Here is a 14,150-nt window from a genome sequence, read left to right on the forward strand (position 1 = left end):
GGGTCGTCCGTGGCTGGTCGCGCAGTTCCCCGCGCCCCTTCGGGGCGCGTCCTTGAGGCGTGTGACGGTCACCCTTTTCTCAAACATACCGACCGGTTAGTGTGTCGTTGCTGAGCCGTGTCGTGTCGTGTCGTCGTGTCGAAGGAGACCGATGGTGGGAGCCGTGCAGGATGCCGGAGTCGTGGTCACCGGGGCGGGAGGTGGCATCGGGGCCGCCCTCGCACGGCGGTTCGCCGCCGAGGGCGCCCGGGTCGTCGTGAACGACCTGGACGGGGACAGGGCCGCCGCCGTTGCCGAGGAGATCGGCGGTATCGCTCTCGCGGGTGACGCGTCCGGCATCGTCGGCGCCGCCCGGGACGCGCTCGGCGGGACCGTCGACGTCTACTGCGCCAACGCCGGACTCGGTTCCGGCGGGTCCGAGGCGGCCGACGCCGCCGTGTGGGCCTCGGCCTGGGACGTCAACGTCATGGCACACGTACGGGCCGCCCAGGAACTGGTGCCCGGCTGGCTGGAGCGGGGCAGCGGGCGGTTCGTGTCGACCGTCTCCGCGGCCGGACTGCTGACCATGATCGGCGCGGCGCCCTACAGCGTGACCAAGCACGGCGCGTACGCCTTCGCCGAGTGGCTGTCGCTGACCTACCGGCACCGTGGCCTGAAGGTGCACGCCATCTGCCCGCAGGGCGTCCGTACCGACATGCTCGCCGCCACCGGCAGCGCGGGCGACATCGTGCTCCAGCCGACCGCCATCGAGCCGGAGGCCGTCGCGGACGCGCTGTTCAAGGGGATGGCGGAGGACCGGTTCCTGATCCTGCCGCATCCGGAGGTGGCCGGGTTCTACCAGGCCCGGGCGGCCGACCCGGACCGCTGGCTGACGAACATGAACCACATCCAGCAGAAGTGGGAGGCCACCCGGTGAACCGGCCGCACGCCGAGTCCCGCTACGCCGCCCGGCCCTGGGTGGCGCTGCTCAACGAGGCCCAGCGCGGTCCGGTCGAACCGCCCGCCTCGCTGGTGCACGCCCTGCGGGCCGCCGCCGCCGAGGCGCCCGACCGGACCTGCCTCACCTACTTCGACGCCCGGCTCGGCTTCCGCGAGGTCGACGAGCTGAGCGACGCCGTCGCCGCCCACCTCGCCGAACAGGGCCTGGAGCGCGGCGACCGGGTCGCCGTCGTCCTCCAGAACTCCCCGCACTTCGTGCTGGCGCTGCTCGGCGCCTGGAAGGCCGGGGCGACCGTGGTGCCGGTCAACCCGATGTACAAGTCCGCGGAGGTCTCCCACGTCCTGCGGGACGCCGAGGTGACCGCGCTGGTCTGCTCGCAGCGGGCCTGGGAGTCGTATCTGCGCGAGACGGCCGCCGGCTCGCCGGTACGGATCGTGCTCACGGCGAGCGAGCTGGACTTCCAGACCCGCGACGACGCACGCGTGCTGAGCTTCGAACGGCTGCCGCAGGCCGCCGACGCCGAGGACCTGGTGGAGGTCGCCCGCAGGGGCGGCAAGGCCCCCGAAGGACGCGACCCGGCCCCCTCCGACATCGCGCTGATCAGCTACACCTCGGGGACGAGCGGCACTCCCAAGGGCGCCACCAACCTGCACGGCAACATCATGTACAACGCCGAGCGGCAGCGCACCGGGCTCGCCCTGCCCGACGGGCCGGTCTACTACGCCCTCGCGCCCCTGTTCCACATCACCGGCATGGTCTGCCAGCTCGCCGCCTGCGTCACCAGCGTGGGCACCCTCGTGCTGACGTACCGCTTCGAGCCCGGTGTGGTCCTGGAGGCGTTCGCCGAGCACCGCCCGCAGTACACGGTGGGGCCCTCCACCGCCTTCATGGCCCTGGCCGCCCACCCGGACGTCACCCCGGAGCACTTCGCGTCCTTCGCGAACATCTCCTCGGGCGGCGCGCCGCTGCCGCCGGCCCTGGTCGAGAAGTTCCGGGCGGGCTTCGGGCCGTACATCAGGAACGGGTACGGGCTGACCGAGTGCACCGCGCCCTGCGCCTCCGTGCCGCCGGACCTGGAAGCGCCCGTCGACCCCGTCTCCGGGACCCTCGCGGTCGGGGTGCCCGGCCCGGACACGGTCGTCCGGATCATCGACGACCGGGGCGAGGAGGTGCCCTTCGGCGAGCAGGGCGAGATCGCCGTGAGCGGGCCGCAGGTGGTGCCCGGGTACTGGCGGCGGCCCGAGGCCACCGCCGAGACCTTCCCGGACGGCGAGCTGCGCACCGGGGACATCGGGTTCATGGACCCGCAGGGCTGGCTGTACGTCGTCGACCGCAAGAAGGACATGATCAACGCGTCCGGCTTCAAGGTGTGGCCGCGCGAGGTCGAGGACGTGCTGTACACCCATCCGGCGGTACGCGAGGCGGCCGTCGTCGGGATCCCGGACGGCTACCGCGGGGAGACCGTCAAGGCCTACATCAGTCTTCGCCCGGGGGCTGCAACCGATCCGGACGATCTCGCCCTCTATTGCAAGGAGAGACTGGCGGCCTACAAATATCCGCGCCAGGTGGAGATCCTGCCCGACCTGCCGAAGACGGCAAGTGGGAAGATCCTCCGACGGGAACTGCGTTCCCGACCGCAACAGGGTTAGTGGATTTACGAGAAAGGCAGGTGGCGGCAGTGCCCAGGACGACGGACGGAGACGGGGCTCCTGTTCCGCAGCGGCTTCTCGCCGCCGCCACCCGGCTCTTCGCGGAGCAGGGTTACGACCGGACCTCCGTGCAGGAGATCGTGGAGGCCGCAGGCGTCACCAAGGGGGCGCTGTACCACTACTTCGGCTCCAAGGACGACCTGCTGCACGAGGTGTACGCGCGCGTGCTGCGCGTCCAGCAGGACCGGCTCGACGCCTTCGCGAACGCGGACGAGCCCATCGAGAAGCGGCTGCGGGGCGCGGCGGCGGACGTGGTCGTCACGACCATCGAGAACCTCGACGACGCGTCGATCTTCTTCCGGTCCATGCACCATCTGAGCCCGGAGAAGAACAAGCAGGTACGCGCCGAGCGCCGGCGCTACCACGAACGCTTCCGCGCGCTCGTCGAGGAGGGCCAGCGCGAGGGCGTCTTCTCCACCGCGACCCCCGCCGACCTCGTGGTGGACTACCACTTCGGCTCGGTCCACCACCTGTCGACCTGGTACCGCCCCGACGGGCCCATGACCCCCCAGGAGGTCGCCGACCACCTGGCCGACCTGCTGCTGCGGGCGCTGCGCCCCTGATGCGCACGGAAACGGCCGGCGGCTCCCGTGCTCGGGGCCGCCGGCCGTTTCCGTCCCTGCGGGTGCGCGCTACAGGTACTTCTTCAGCTCCCGGCGGGCCAGCGAGCGCTGGTGCACCTCGTCCGGGCCGTCGGCGATCATCAGCGTACGTGCCGCCGCGTACAGCTCGGCCAGCGGGAAGTCCTGGCTGACCCCGCCGGCGCCGTGCAGCTGGATCGCCCGGTCGATGATGTCCACGACGGCGCGCGGCGTCGCGATCTTGATGGCCTGGATCTCGGTGTGGGCGCCCCGGTTGCCGACGGTGTCCATCAGCCAGGCCGTCTTCAGGACCAGCAGCCGCAGCTGCTCGACCGTCACCCGGGCGTCGGCGATCCAGTTGTGCACCACGCCCTGCTGGGCCAGCGCCTTGCCGAAGGCCTGGCGGGAGACGGCCCGGCGGCACATCAGCTCGATGGCGCGCTCGGCCATGCCGATCAGCCGCATGCAGTGGTGGATCCGGCCGGGGCCGAGGCGGGCCTGGGCGATCGCGAAGCCGCCGCCCTCCTCGCCGACCAGGTTCGACACCGGCACGCGCGCGTGGTCGAAGACGACCTCCGCGTGGCCGCCGTGCGAGTGGTCCTCGTACCCGAAGACCCGCATCGCGCGCTTCACGGTGACACCCGGGGTGTCCCGCGGGACCAGCACCATGGACTGCTGACGCCGGATGTCCGGGCCGTCCGGGTCGGTCTTGCCCATCACGATGAAGATCTTGCAGTCCGGGTTCATCGCCCCGGAGATGTACCACTTGCGGCCGGTGATGACGTAGTCGTCGCCGTCCCGCTCGATATACGTGGTGATGTTGGTGGCGTCCGAGGAGGCCACCTCCGGCTCGGTCATGGCGAACGCCGAGCGGATCTCACCCGCCAGCAGCGGCTCCAGCCACTGCTTCTTCTGCGCCTCGTCGGCGAACTGGGCCAGCACCTCCATGTTGCCGGTGTCCGGGGCCGCGCAGTTCAGCGCGGTGGGCGCCAGGTGCGGGGAGCGGCCGGTGATCTCGGCGAGGGGCGCGTACTGGAGGTTGGTGAGGCCGGCGCCGTGCTCGGCGTCGGGCAGGAAGAGGTTCCACAGGCCCTGCCTGCGGGCCTCGGCCTTCAACTCCTCGACCACGGCCGGGGTGTCCCACGGCGAGGCGAGGGCGGCCCGCTGCTCCTCGGCCACCTCCTCCGCCGGGTAGACGAACTCATCCATGAAGGCGAGGAGTTGGGCGCGCAGTTCCTCGGTGCGCGCGTCGAACGCGAAGTCCATGGCCGGTCAGCCTTCCTGAAGAGTCGTCAGTCCGTGGTCGATGAAGACGGGGACGAGTTCGCCGATGCGGTCGAAGCCCTGCCCGAGCGTCTGGCCCAGCGTGTACCGGTAGTGGATGCCCTCCAGGATCACGGCGAGCTTGAACCAGGCGAACGCCGTGTACCAGGAGACGGCGGACACGTCCCGGCCGGAGCGGGCCGCGTAGCGCTCGACCAGCTCCTGCGGGGACGGGTGACCGGGCGCCTCCGCGGTGGTCGACACCGGCGAGTCGGGCGCGCCGAGCGGCTGGCTGTACATCACCAGCAGGCCGAGGTCGGTCAGCGGGTCGCCGAGCGTGGACATCTCCCAGTCGAGGATCGCCTTGATCGTGTCGTCGTCGCCGATCAGGACGTTGTCCAGGCGGTAGTCGCCGTGGATGACGGCGGGCGCGGGGGAGTCGGGCAGCCGGCGGCCCAGGGTGGCGTGCAACTCGTCGATGCCGGCCAGCTCCCGGTTGCGGGAGGCGTCCAGTTGCTTGCCCCAGCGGCGCAGCTGGCGGTCCAGGAAGCCCTCGGGCCGGCCGAAGTCGCCGAGGCCCACCTCCGCCGGGTCCACGGCGTGCAGTTCCACCAGCGTGTCGACGAGGGACAGCACGGCGTCGCGGGTGCGCTCCGGGCCGAGCGGGGCGAGCTGCCGGGAGGTGCGGTACGGAGTGCCCTCGACGAACTCCATCACGTAGAACGGCGCGCCGAGGACCTCCTCGTCCTCGCACAGCAGCACGGGCCGCGGCACCGGCACCTCGGTCGGGTGCAGCGCGCTGATCACCCGGTGCTCGCGCTTCATGTCGTGCGCGGTGGCCAGGACATGGCCCAGCGGCGGCCGTCGTACCACCCACTTGGAGGTGGCGTCGGAGACCGCGTAGGTGAGGTTCGACCGCCCGCCCTCGATCAGCCTGCCGGTCAGCGGACCGGTCACCAGGCCGGGGCGCTCGCGGTCGAGCAGGCCGCGCAGCCGGTCGAGATCCAGTCCGGGCGGGTGGTCGGGGCTCATGCATCGCTCCTACGAACGAATGAACAGGTCCCGACTATGATGCCGACCGGTCGGTATGTCGTCCAGTGGATGAGTCGAACGTGACCGGGACCACCCTACGGCCCCGGCGGCACGAGGCGGCTCCCCGCGCGCGCAGAACGGGGAGCCGCCGATCGGGGACGCGTCGCTCAGTGGTCGTCCCAGTGACCGTTGTGCTCGGCGTGCCGGTGACCGTCGTGAAGGTAGTCGACGTGGTCGCCGTGCAGGACGCCGGTGTGCCCGCAGCCGTCGCCGTGCCGGTGGTCGTGGCCGTCGTGGGTGACGTGCGCCTCGGGCTCGCACTCGTCCCAGTGGCCGCCGTGCTCGCGGTGCAGGTGCCCGTTGTGCGCGTAGTCGACGTGGTCGCCGTGCGGCACCTGGTCGTGCCCGCAGTCCGGTCCGTGGCTGTGGCCGTGTGCGGTGTGTTCCTGGTGAAGGGTGGTCATGGTGCTCGCCTTCGGGGGTACGGGATCCGGGGATCGTGGCGTGATGCCGTCGGAAAGGCTGCCACGCATACGCCGCATATCGGGGCATCCCGCTTGCGTGGCGTCCGAGTACCCCGGAGGGTCGTTTGCATGAAGGGCATCAGTTACAGGCGGTACGGCGGTCCCGAGGTGCTGGAGTACGGCGAGGTCGAGGACCCCAAGGTCGGCCCTGACTCGGTGCTGGTGAAGGTCCGCGCGGCGGCCGTCAACCCGGTCGACTGGAAGTGCCGCGAGGGGCTTCTGGACGGTGTCCTGGACGCGGTCTTCCCGGTGATCACGGGCTGGGACGTGTCCGGTGTGGTCGTCCGGCCGGGCGCCGCGGTCACCGAGTTCGCCGCCGGCGACGAGGTGATCGGCTACGTCCGCGAGGACTTCCTCTCCCGGGGCACCTTCGCCGAGTACGTCGCCGCGCCCGTGCGCACCCTCGCCCGCAAACCGCGCAACCTCGGCTTCGAGGAGGCCGCGGGGCTGCCACTGGCCGGTCTCACCGCCTACCAGGTGCTCGTGCACGCGCTGGAGGTCAAGCGCGGCGAGACGGTCCTCGTGCACGCCGCCGCCGGCGGGGTCGGCTCCCTGGCCGTCCAGATCGCGGCCCACCTCGGTGCCCGGGTCATCGGCACGGCGAGCGAGGACAACCACGCGTTCGTACGAGGTCTCGGCGGCGAACCGGTGAGCCACGGCCCGGGCCTGGCCGAACGCGTCCGGGGGCTGGCCCCGGACGGGGTGGCCGCGGTCTTCGACACCATCGGCGGGGACACCCTGACCACCTCGGCGAACCTGCTCGCCCCCGAGGGCCGGATGGCCTCCATCGCCGACCCGGCCGTGACGGACCTCGGCGGACGCTACTGCTTCGTGCGCCCCGACGCCGAGGACCTCAGACGGCTCGCGGCCCTCGCCGAACAGGGAGCGCTGGTCGTGCACGTCGCCGAGACGTTCCCGCTGGAGCGGGCGGCCGACGCCCAGCGGCGCAGCGCGGAGGGACGCACCCGGGGCAAGCTGGTGATCACGGTGGGCGGACCGGAGGAGGGCTAGCCCGGTCCCGCGGAGCCGGCGTCCTGCCGGTGGTGGCCTGCCGGGTCGTCCTATACGACCAGGGCCGTCGCGCAGAGTGCGACGGCGACCGTGCACAGGACCGCCGCGGTCGCCTGCCGGGGAGCCAGCGCCGGGGGGCGGCCGGTGGCCGCGAGGGCGCGGATCCGGCGGTTGGCGACGACCAGGAAGCCCAGCCAGAGGGCGCAACAGCCCGCGCAGGCGACGATCCCGGCGGCCGAGGTGCTGTCGTGCAGCGCGGTCTTCGCGGCGAGGACACCGACGACGGTGGCGGAGAGCGTGGTGCGGCGCCAGGCCAGCCGGGTCCGCTCCGGCTGGAGCCCGGGGTCACGGGCGGGCCCGGTCATCCCTCCCACCCGACGAGCACCACGACCACCATGGCCACGGCGACCACGGCGACGACCACGCTCAGCAGGGCCGGGAACCGCGAGACCGGCAGGTCCTCACCGCGCCGCATCGCCCGCTCGCAGCGCATCCAGTGGTTCACGGCGCGCAGCGAGCACAGCACCCCGGCGGCGAGCAGCGCGAGCGCGAGGCCGACGCGCCAGCCCCAGCGGAGGTCGGGCAGGAACTGGTCCACGGCGAAGCCGCCGCCGATCAGGGCGAGAGCGGTGCGCAGCCAGGCCAGGAAGGTCCGCTCGTTGGCGAGGGAGAAACGGTAGTCGGGGGTCGTCCCCTCCTGCCGTACGACCTCGGGGGCGAACCACAAACGGACGTTCCGCGCGAATTCGATCACGTACAGGAAGCCTACCGGGGGACCGCGCGGTCCTCCGGCGCGGGCCGGTCAACGCCGTTCCTCGCGCTCCTCAAGGGCGCTGCGCCACTCCCGCAGCCTGTCCCAGGCCGCGATGCCGTCCGGGACCCACTCCCATTCCCCGAGGCGGGCCGTCAGTTCCTCGTCGGTCAGGAAGGTGTGCCAGGCCACCTCCTCCGCCTGCGGGTCGACCGGCAGCTCGCAGCGGACCTCGTACACCGCCGACCACCAGCTCTGCCCGGCGCCGTTGTCGTACAGGAACTTGAACAGGAACGCCGGCCGGGGGAGCCCCGTCACCCCGAGTTCCTCCTCGGCCTCCCGGAGCGCCGCGTCGTCGTAGGACTCGCCCGCGCCCACCACGCCCCCGACGAACATGTCGTACAGGGAGGGGAAGACCAGCTTGGTCGCGGTGCGGCGGTGGACGAAGACGCGGCCTTCGGCGTCCCTGGCCTGGATGAAGACGCAGCGGTGGCGCAGGCCCCGGGCGTACGCCTCGCCGCGGGGGGACTGCCCGGTCACCCGGTCGTTCTCGTCGACGATGTCGAGGATTTCGTCAGCAGCGCTCATGCGGCCATCCAAGCAGGCCGCGGGCGGCCGGCGAGGGGCGTCAGCGCGGCTGGAGGTCCAGGGACGGCTCCTTGGGCGCCGCGCCGCGCGGCATCGCCGGATGCAGCCCGAGCAGCACGATGCCCGCCACGACCGCCGCGAGCCCCGCCGCCTCCCAGGCCAGCGCCCCGGTGTCGGTGCGCAGCCGGTCCCCGAGGAAACCCACGCCGCACAGGATCCCGGCGAGCGGCTGGGCCGCGGTGAGCGCCGGCAGCGACATCCGCAGCTCCGCCGTCTCGAACGCGCTCTGCACGAGGAGCAGCCCGGTGACCCCGAGCACGAGCACGCCGTACGGCTGCCAGCCGGTCAGCACCTCCATGATGCCGCCCTCGGAGAAGCGGGTGCTGGTGACGCGGGTCAGCGCGTCCTGGACGCCGTAGAGCAGGCCGGCGGCGAGGGCGAGCAGGGTGGGCCCGGCGCTCAGCCGGGACCGTTTGGCGTAGGTGGTGAGCAGCAGGGCGATGCCGACCACCAGGCCGATGATCAGCCAGTGGCGCAGCGGGTTGGCTATGGCGTGGCCGCCGCGTGGCTCGCCCGCCAGGATGAACGCGGTGACCCCGCCCGCGAGCAGCAGCAGGCCGGCCCAGCCCTGGTGGCTGAGGGGGTGCTTGGTCTGGTGTCTGGAGAGCGCGAGGGCGAAGAGCAGGTTCGTGGCGAGCAGCGGCTCGACGAGGGAGATCTCGCCCTTGCCGAGGGCGACCGCTCCCAGGACCATGCCGGCCACCATCAGGCCGATCCCGCCCAGCCAGCGCGGCACCCGCATCAGGTCGAGCAGCAGCCGGGGCGAGAGGAAGTCGCTCAGCGGAGCCTTCTGGGCGACGTTCTGCTGGAGCACGAACCCGAAGCCGAGGCAACAGGCCGCGCTCACGGCGAGAACCAGAACCAGGACGGACACGCTGCGTACCTCGATCATGCGGCCGGGCTACGGGATGCGTAGTGGCCGACTGTAGCGCTGCCGGACAGGTATTGCTCCGGGAGTACCCGGAACCGGGCGACCGACTCGGTCATGACGGCCGGGTCGATCGCGGAGGGTGGATCGGAGCGGCGGAACCGCACTGCCATGGTCCGACGCCCGGACGGCCCGCGCCATGGCGTACGCCACAGCAGGAACCCGAAGCCCTACGGTCACGGTACGCCAAGCGCTGCCCGGCGCGCGTCAAGTTCCGCCCGTTCCAAGGTAGTTGAACGAAGGACCAGCGGTGTCCGGCTTGACGCAAAGTCTTGGCTGAGGGTTTGCTGTGCGTGATCGGCCGATGGCAGCCCGACAATCAGGAAGTTCCGCGGTGCCCCCAACCCCGCCCCTCGCAGGCCCAGGCCGGGCCGTCGCCGAAGGCCACCGCGCGGCAGCGCACCCCAGGTGCGGACACTGCCCCGACGACGCCCTCGGCGACGCCGAACTCATCTCCGCCCGCGCCGCGTTGGCCCAGGGCCGCTGGCAGTCCGCCCGCTCCCTGTTGCTCCACACGGGTGAGGACTGGGACCGCCGCGGCCACCGGGTCACCGTTCTCGCGCGCGAGCCCTACGCCATCGCCTGGTCCCGCGAGTGGCTGCTGGCCGAGCCCGGCTCCGCGGGCGCCGCCGGCCTGTACGCGCTGACCCTGGTCCGGCGGGCGCTGCGCGGCAAGGAGCCGCCCGAGCGGGCCCGCGACGCCTGCGGCAGCGCCGCCGCGCTGGCCGCCGCCGACCCCACGCCCTGGCTCGGCCTCCTCCTGCTGGCCCGGCACCTGGGCACCGACGAGGAGGTCCGGGACGCCTTCGCCGAGGTGCGCCGCAGGCACCCCGAACACCATCACGCCCACCACCTGATGACCGCCCGCCTCGCGGAGACCGAGACCCAGGGGGCGTACGAGCTGAGCGCCTTCGCGGAACGCTCGGCCGCCGAGGCACCGGCCGACTCCCCGCTCGCGGTCCTCCCGGTCGTCGCGTACAACGAACGCCACCGGGTACTGGCCGCCACCGGAAGGGCGCCCGCCGCCGCGGCCGGCGCCGGGCAGTGGGCCGATCCGGCCGCCCGCCGCGCCCTGAGCGCCGCCTTCGACTGGTGGCTGGAGTGGGGCATCGAGGAGCACCCCCGCCGGCACGTCGACCTCAACCACCTCGCCCACGCCACCTGCGACGCCGGCCGGTACGCCGAGGCGGCGGCCCTGTTCCAGCGCATCGGCCGGCACACCACCGAGGTGCCCTGGTCGTACCCCGACCGCGACCCCTGCGAGGCGTTCCGGGCGGCCCGGCACCGGGCGCTGGGAGGTTCATGAGAAGAGGTTGTGGATTCCTTACGGCCGCCGTATTTCGTGGCCCGACGCGCCCGGACGGTGTTCGAATGGGGTACGTGAATTCTGAACCGACCGGGGAGCCACGGCCCGGCGAGGACGGCAGCCCGATCGGCCGCCGGGTGTTCCTGGGCACCCTCGGCCTCGGCGCGCTCGGCGTGGTGACCGCTCCCGTGCTGCAGCGGATCACCGAGACGGTCCTCGGCACCTTCTCCGGCAAGGACCCCACGGGCCTGACCGGGCTGCTGCCGAACGGCGGCGGGTTCCGCTACTACTCGGTGACCGGGTCGGTGCCGGACAGGACCGCCGCCGACTACCGGCTGAAGATCGACGGGCTGGTCGACGAGGAACGCACCTACAGCCTCGCCGACCTGCGGGCCCTGCCGCAGACCAAGCTGGTCAAGGACGTCCAGTGCGTGACCGGCTGGCGGGTGCCCGACACGCCCTTCGAGGGCGTCCGGCTCTCGCACCTGCTCGACCTGGCCGGCGTCCGCGACACCGCCAGGGCGATCCGCTTCACCTGCTTCGACGGCGCCTACACCGAGAGCCTCACCCTCGACCAGGCCCGCCGGCCGGACGTCATGGTCGCGCTGCGCATGCAGAACAAACCCATCAGCCACGACCACGGCGGCCCGGTCCGCCTCTACGTCGCCCCGATGTACTTCTACAAGTCCGCCAAGTGGCTCTCCGGGATCACCGTCACGGACAAGGTGCAACCGGGCTACTGGGAGAAGCTGGGCTACGACGTCGACGCCTGGGTCGGCAAGTCGAACGGACGGGACGATGAGCCTACGAGTTGAGGCGCCGGCCGCCACGGACCGGCTGCGCCGCTTCACCGCCGCCGAGCGCTGGATCCACCGCACGACGGCGGCGCTGATGGGCGTCTGCGTCCTGACCGCCGCCTGCCTCTACGTCCCGACGCTGGCGGTGCTCGTCGGCCGCCGGGAACTGGTCGTCCGGATCCACGAGTGCGCGGGCCTCGCCCTCCCCGTCCCGGTCCTGCTCGGACTCGCCTCCCGCGCCTTCCGCAGGGACCTCGGCTTCCTGAACCGCTTCGGCCCCCACGACAGGCTCTGGCTGCACGCCGTCCTGGCCCGCGACAGGCGCCGCTCCTCCCGCCCGGCCGGCAAGTTCAACGCCGGGCAGAAGATCTACGCGAACTGGATCGCCGGTGCGACCCTGGTGATGCTCGCCACCGGCCTGATGATGTGGTTCACCCACCTCACCCCGCTGATGTGGCGCACCTCGGCCACCTTCGTGCACGACTGGCTGGCCCTGACGATCGGTGTCGTCCTGGCCGGCCACATCGGCATGGCCCTCGGCGACCCGGAGGCGAGGCGGGGCCTGCGGACCGGGTCGGTGAGCCGGGACTGGGCCAGGCGCGAGCACCCGCTGTGGCGGCCCTAGCGGGGGCCGGCTAGATCACCAGGGACAGCAGGAGGACCAGGGCGCCCGCCACCACCGAGATGATCGTCTCCATCACGGACCAGGTCTTGATCGTCTGGCCGACGCTCAGGCCGAAGTACTCCTTGACCAGCCAGAACCCGGCGTCGTTGACATGGCTGAAGAACAGCGAGCCCGCGCCGATGGCCAGGACCAGGAGGGCCGTGTGGGCCGTCGACATGTCGGCGGCCAGCGGGGCCACCAGGCCCGCCGCCGAGACCGTGGCCACCGTCGCCGAGCCGGTGGCGAGCCGGATCGCGACCGCGATCAGCCAGGCCAGCAGCAGCGCCGGGATCGACCAGTCCTTGGATATGTCCAGGATCATCTGGCCCACCCCGCAGTCGATCAGCGTCTGCTTGAAGCCGCCGCCCGCGCCCACGATCAGCAGGATGCCCGCGATGGGCATGAGCCCCTTCTCGACGGTCCCGGAGATCCGCTCCCGGGAGAACCCGGCCGGCCGGCCCAGCGTGAACATGCCGACGATCACGGCCGCGAGGAGAGCGATCAGCGGCGAGCCGACGACGTCGAAGACGCGCTGCACGGTGTGTGCCGGGTCGTCCACGACGATGTCCACCAGCGCCTTGGACAGCATCAGGACGACCGGGAGCAGGATGGTGGCGAGCGTGGCGCCGAAGCCGGGACGCCGCTCCAGCTCCTCCGACGCGCGCTGCGGGATCATCCGGTCGGGTGCCTGGACGTCCACCCAGCGGGCCGCGACCTTGGAGAACAGCGGACCGGCGACGACCACGGTGGGAATGGCGACCAGGACGCCGAGGGCCAGGGTCACGCCGAGGTTCGCGTGGACCGCGTCGATCGCGACCAGCGGGCCGGGGTGCGGCGGCACCAGACCGTGCATCACGGACAGACCCGCGAGCGCCGGGATGCCGATGCGCATCAGGGAGTAGTTGCCGCGCCTGGCCACCATCAGCACGACCGGGATCAGCAGCACGATGCCGACCTCGAAGAAGAGCGGCAGCCCGACCACGGAGGCGATCAGCACCATCGCCCACGGCATCGCGCGTCCGCCCGCCTTGGCGAGGATCGTGTCGACGACCTGGTCCGCGCCGCCGGAGTCGGCGAGCAGCTTGCCCAGGATCGCCCCGAGCGCGATCAGGACGCCCACGCCGGCGACAGTGGTGCCGAGCCCGGTGGTGAAACTGGTGATCACCTTGTCCAGCGGTGCCCCGGCGAACGCGCCGAGCGCGAGCGAGCCGACGGTCAGCGCCAGGAAGGCGTGGAGCTTGAACTGGGTGATGAGCAGGATGATGACCGCGAAGCCCGCCAGCACGGCGATGCCCAGCTGGGCATGTCCGGCCGACGTGATGGGCGCGACGGGGTCCGCAGCCAGCAACTCGACACTGAGTCTGGTCACAGGGGTTTCCTCTGGCGGTATGGGTTACTGATCGGTGGGGTCGGGAAGGGCGTCCAGCGCCCGGACGGCACGGGCGGTGATCTCCTCGGGGGTGCCGGAGACCTCCACGGCGACGCCCGCCTCGTCCGCCGCCAGCGGCTGGAGCGTGGCGAACTGGGAGTCCAGCAGCGCGGTCGGCATGAAGTGACCCTGCCGGTGCGACATCCGGTCCTCGATGAGCTTGCGGTCGCCGGTGAGGTGCACGAACACCACACCGGGCGCGGCCGCCCGCAGCCGGTCGCGGTACGCCCGCTTCAGCGCCGAGCTGCTGACCACCCCGCCGAGTCCGGCCCGCCCGTGCGCCCAGGCGCCTACGGCGTCCAGCCAGGGCCACCGGTCGGCGTCGTCCAGCGGGTGACCGGCCGACATCTTGGCGATGTTGGCCGCCGGGTGGAAGTCGTCGCCCTCCGCGTACGGGACGCCGAGCCGGGCGGCGAGCAGAGGACCGATCGTGGTCTTGCCCGTGCCGGCGACGCCCATCACCACGACGACGTGGGGGGTCCGCATCACTGCCTCGCTGTCTTCCTCGACATCGGCACCGGCGAACGTCATCCGGTGCCGGCCCAAATGAAACCCATTAGGTACGAC

Annotated in this window: 16 protein-coding genes; 7 read left to right on the plus strand and 9 right to left on the minus strand. The window is 72.1% G+C overall.

Features of this window, described 5'->3' with window-relative positions:
- Nucleotides 1-151: 151 nt before the first annotated feature.
- Genes MB828_RS28425 through MB828_RS28435 form a run of 3 tightly spaced genes read left to right on the plus strand, consistent with a single transcriptional unit; the run spans nt 152 to nt 3,212 of the window.
- Nucleotides 152-916 (plus strand): SDR family oxidoreductase, encoded by a 765-nt coding sequence (locus MB828_RS28425; protein ID WP_133025827.1) that lies wholly within the window; start codon nt 152-154, stop codon nt 914-916.
- The gene (locus MB828_RS28430) at nt 913-2,589 is read left to right on the plus strand and encodes a class I adenylate-forming enzyme family protein (protein ID WP_301650703.1); all 1,677 of its coding nucleotides are present in this window, start codon (nt 913-915) and stop codon (nt 2,587-2,589) included. The genes MB828_RS28425 and MB828_RS28430 overlap by 4 nt, the downstream gene beginning before the upstream one ends.
- A gap of 29 nt (nt 2,590-2,618) precedes the next feature.
- Nucleotides 2,619-3,212 (plus strand): TetR/AcrR family transcriptional regulator, encoded by a 594-nt coding sequence (locus MB828_RS28435; protein ID WP_046732822.1) that lies wholly within the window; start codon nt 2,619-2,621, stop codon nt 3,210-3,212.
- Nucleotides 3,213-3,281: 69 nt separating this feature from the next.
- Here the strand turns inward: MB828_RS28435 and MB828_RS28440 are convergent, their stop codons facing one another.
- The 3 genes from MB828_RS28440 to MB828_RS28450 form a co-directional block, all read right to left on the minus strand.
- The gene (locus MB828_RS28440; protein WP_301650704.1) at nt 3,282-4,496 is read right to left on the minus strand and encodes an acyl-CoA dehydrogenase family protein; all 1,215 of its coding nucleotides are present in this window, start codon (nt 4,494-4,496) and stop codon (nt 3,282-3,284) included.
- Nucleotides 4,497-4,502: 6 nt separating this feature from the next.
- Nucleotides 4,503-5,525: a phosphotransferase family protein gene (locus MB828_RS28445; protein ID WP_301650705.1), complete on the minus strand. Its 1,023-nt coding sequence runs from the start codon at nt 5,523-5,525 to the stop codon at nt 4,503-4,505.
- A gap of 167 nt (nt 5,526-5,692) precedes the next feature.
- Nucleotides 5,693-5,989, minus strand: coding sequence for a hypothetical protein (locus tag MB828_RS28450; protein WP_301650706.1), 297 nt, complete (start codon nt 5,987-5,989; stop codon nt 5,693-5,695).
- Nucleotides 5,990-6,118: 129 nt separating this feature from the next.
- Here MB828_RS28450 and MB828_RS28455 point away from each other — a divergent pair, with 129 nt between their 5' ends.
- Nucleotides 6,119-7,060: an NADP-dependent oxidoreductase gene (locus MB828_RS28455; RefSeq protein ID WP_301650707.1), complete on the plus strand. Its 942-nt coding sequence runs from the start codon at nt 6,119-6,121 to the stop codon at nt 7,058-7,060.
- 50 nt (nt 7,061-7,110) lie between these two features.
- Here the strand turns inward: MB828_RS28455 and MB828_RS28460 are convergent, their stop codons facing one another.
- From MB828_RS28460 to MB828_RS28475, 4 genes are read right to left on the minus strand one after another with little or no spacing between them, the layout of a single operon-like run.
- Nucleotides 7,111-7,425 carry a DUF202 domain-containing protein gene (locus tag MB828_RS28460; RefSeq protein WP_301650708.1) on the minus strand — a complete coding sequence of 105 codons (315 nt, stop codon included), beginning with the start codon at nt 7,423-7,425 and terminating at the stop codon, nt 7,111-7,113.
- Nucleotides 7,422-7,814, minus strand: coding sequence for a YidH family protein (locus tag MB828_RS28465; RefSeq protein ID WP_301650709.1), 393 nt, complete (start codon nt 7,812-7,814; stop codon nt 7,422-7,424). Before MB828_RS28465 ends, MB828_RS28460 begins: the two co-directional genes overlap by 4 nt.
- Nucleotides 7,815-7,862: 48 nt before the next feature.
- On the minus strand, nt 7,863-8,399 hold the full coding sequence (locus tag MB828_RS28470; RefSeq protein ID WP_301650710.1) for an NUDIX hydrolase: 537 nt from the start codon (nt 8,397-8,399) through the stop codon (nt 7,863-7,865).
- A gap of 40 nt (nt 8,400-8,439) precedes the next feature.
- Nucleotides 8,440-9,333 carry a DMT family transporter gene (locus MB828_RS28475; protein WP_133026120.1) on the minus strand — a complete coding sequence of 298 codons (894 nt, stop codon included), beginning with the start codon at nt 9,331-9,333 and terminating at the stop codon, nt 8,440-8,442.
- A gap of 388 nt (nt 9,334-9,721) precedes the next feature.
- Between MB828_RS28475 and MB828_RS28480 the strand changes: the two genes are divergently transcribed.
- The 3 genes from MB828_RS28480 (at nt 9,722) to MB828_RS28490 (ending at nt 12,115) form a co-directional block, all read left to right on the plus strand.
- Nucleotides 9,722-10,693 carry a hypothetical protein gene (locus MB828_RS28480; protein ID WP_301650711.1) on the plus strand — a complete coding sequence of 324 codons (972 nt, stop codon included), beginning with the start codon at nt 9,722-9,724 and terminating at the stop codon, nt 10,691-10,693.
- Nucleotides 10,694-10,758: 65 nt separating this feature from the next.
- Entirely contained in the window at nt 10,759-11,508 is a 750-nt protein-coding gene (locus tag MB828_RS28485; RefSeq protein ID WP_430381442.1) for a molybdopterin-dependent oxidoreductase, read from the plus strand.
- Complete coding sequence (locus MB828_RS28490) at nt 11,492-12,115, plus strand: cytochrome b/b6 domain-containing protein (protein WP_301650713.1); 624 nt, start codon at nt 11,492-11,494, stop codon at nt 12,113-12,115. The genes MB828_RS28485 and MB828_RS28490 overlap by 17 nt, the downstream gene beginning before the upstream one ends.
- A gap of 10 nt (nt 12,116-12,125) precedes the next feature.
- Here MB828_RS28490 and MB828_RS28495 read toward each other — a convergent pair whose 3' ends face one another.
- Nucleotides 12,126-13,523, minus strand: a complete 1,398-nt coding sequence (locus tag MB828_RS28495) for a GntP family permease (protein ID WP_133025838.1) — start codon at nt 13,521-13,523, stop codon at nt 12,126-12,128.
- A 24-nt stretch (nt 13,524-13,547) separates the two neighbouring features.
- The gene (locus MB828_RS28500; RefSeq protein ID WP_301650714.1) at nt 13,548-14,069 is read right to left on the minus strand and encodes a gluconokinase; all 522 of its coding nucleotides are present in this window, start codon (nt 14,067-14,069) and stop codon (nt 13,548-13,550) included.
- Nucleotides 14,070-14,150 lie beyond the last annotated feature (81 nt).

It is taken from the genome of Streptomyces arenae (assembly GCF_022343545.1).
Taxonomy (GTDB): domain Bacteria; phylum Actinomycetota; class Actinomycetes; order Streptomycetales; family Streptomycetaceae; genus Streptomyces; species Streptomyces humi.

Coding starts and splice junctions, on each gene's coding strand:
- MB828_RS28425 (WP_133025827.1), top strand. CDS start 152: ATGGTGGGAGCCGTGCAGGATGCCGGAGTCGTGGTCACCGGGGCGGGA.
- MB828_RS28440 (WP_301650704.1), bottom strand. CDS start 4,496: ATGGACTTCGCGTTCGACGCGCGCACCGAGGAACTGCGCGCCCAACTC.
- MB828_RS28445 (WP_301650705.1), bottom strand. CDS start 5,525: ATGAGCCCCGACCACCCGCCCGGACTGGATCTCGACCGGCTGCGCGGC.
- MB828_RS28450 (WP_301650706.1), bottom strand. CDS start 5,989: ATGACCACCCTTCACCAGGAACACACCGCACACGGCCACAGCCACGGA.
- MB828_RS28455 (WP_301650707.1), top strand. CDS start 6,119: ATGAAGGGCATCAGTTACAGGCGGTACGGCGGTCCCGAGGTGCTGGAG.
- MB828_RS28460 (WP_301650708.1), bottom strand. CDS start 7,425: ATGACCGGGCCCGCCCGTGACCCCGGGCTCCAGCCGGAGCGGACCCGG.
- MB828_RS28470 (WP_301650710.1), bottom strand. CDS start 8,399: ATGAGCGCTGCTGACGAAATCCTCGACATCGTCGACGAGAACGACCGG.
- MB828_RS28485 (WP_430381442.1), top strand. CDS start 10,759: ATGGGGTACGTGAATTCTGAACCGACCGGGGAGCCACGGCCCGGCGAG.
- MB828_RS28490 (WP_301650713.1), top strand. CDS start 11,492: ATGAGCCTACGAGTTGAGGCGCCGGCCGCCACGGACCGGCTGCGCCGC.
- MB828_RS28500 (WP_301650714.1), bottom strand. CDS start 14,069: ATGCGGACCCCCCACGTCGTCGTGGTGATGGGCGTCGCCGGCACGGGC.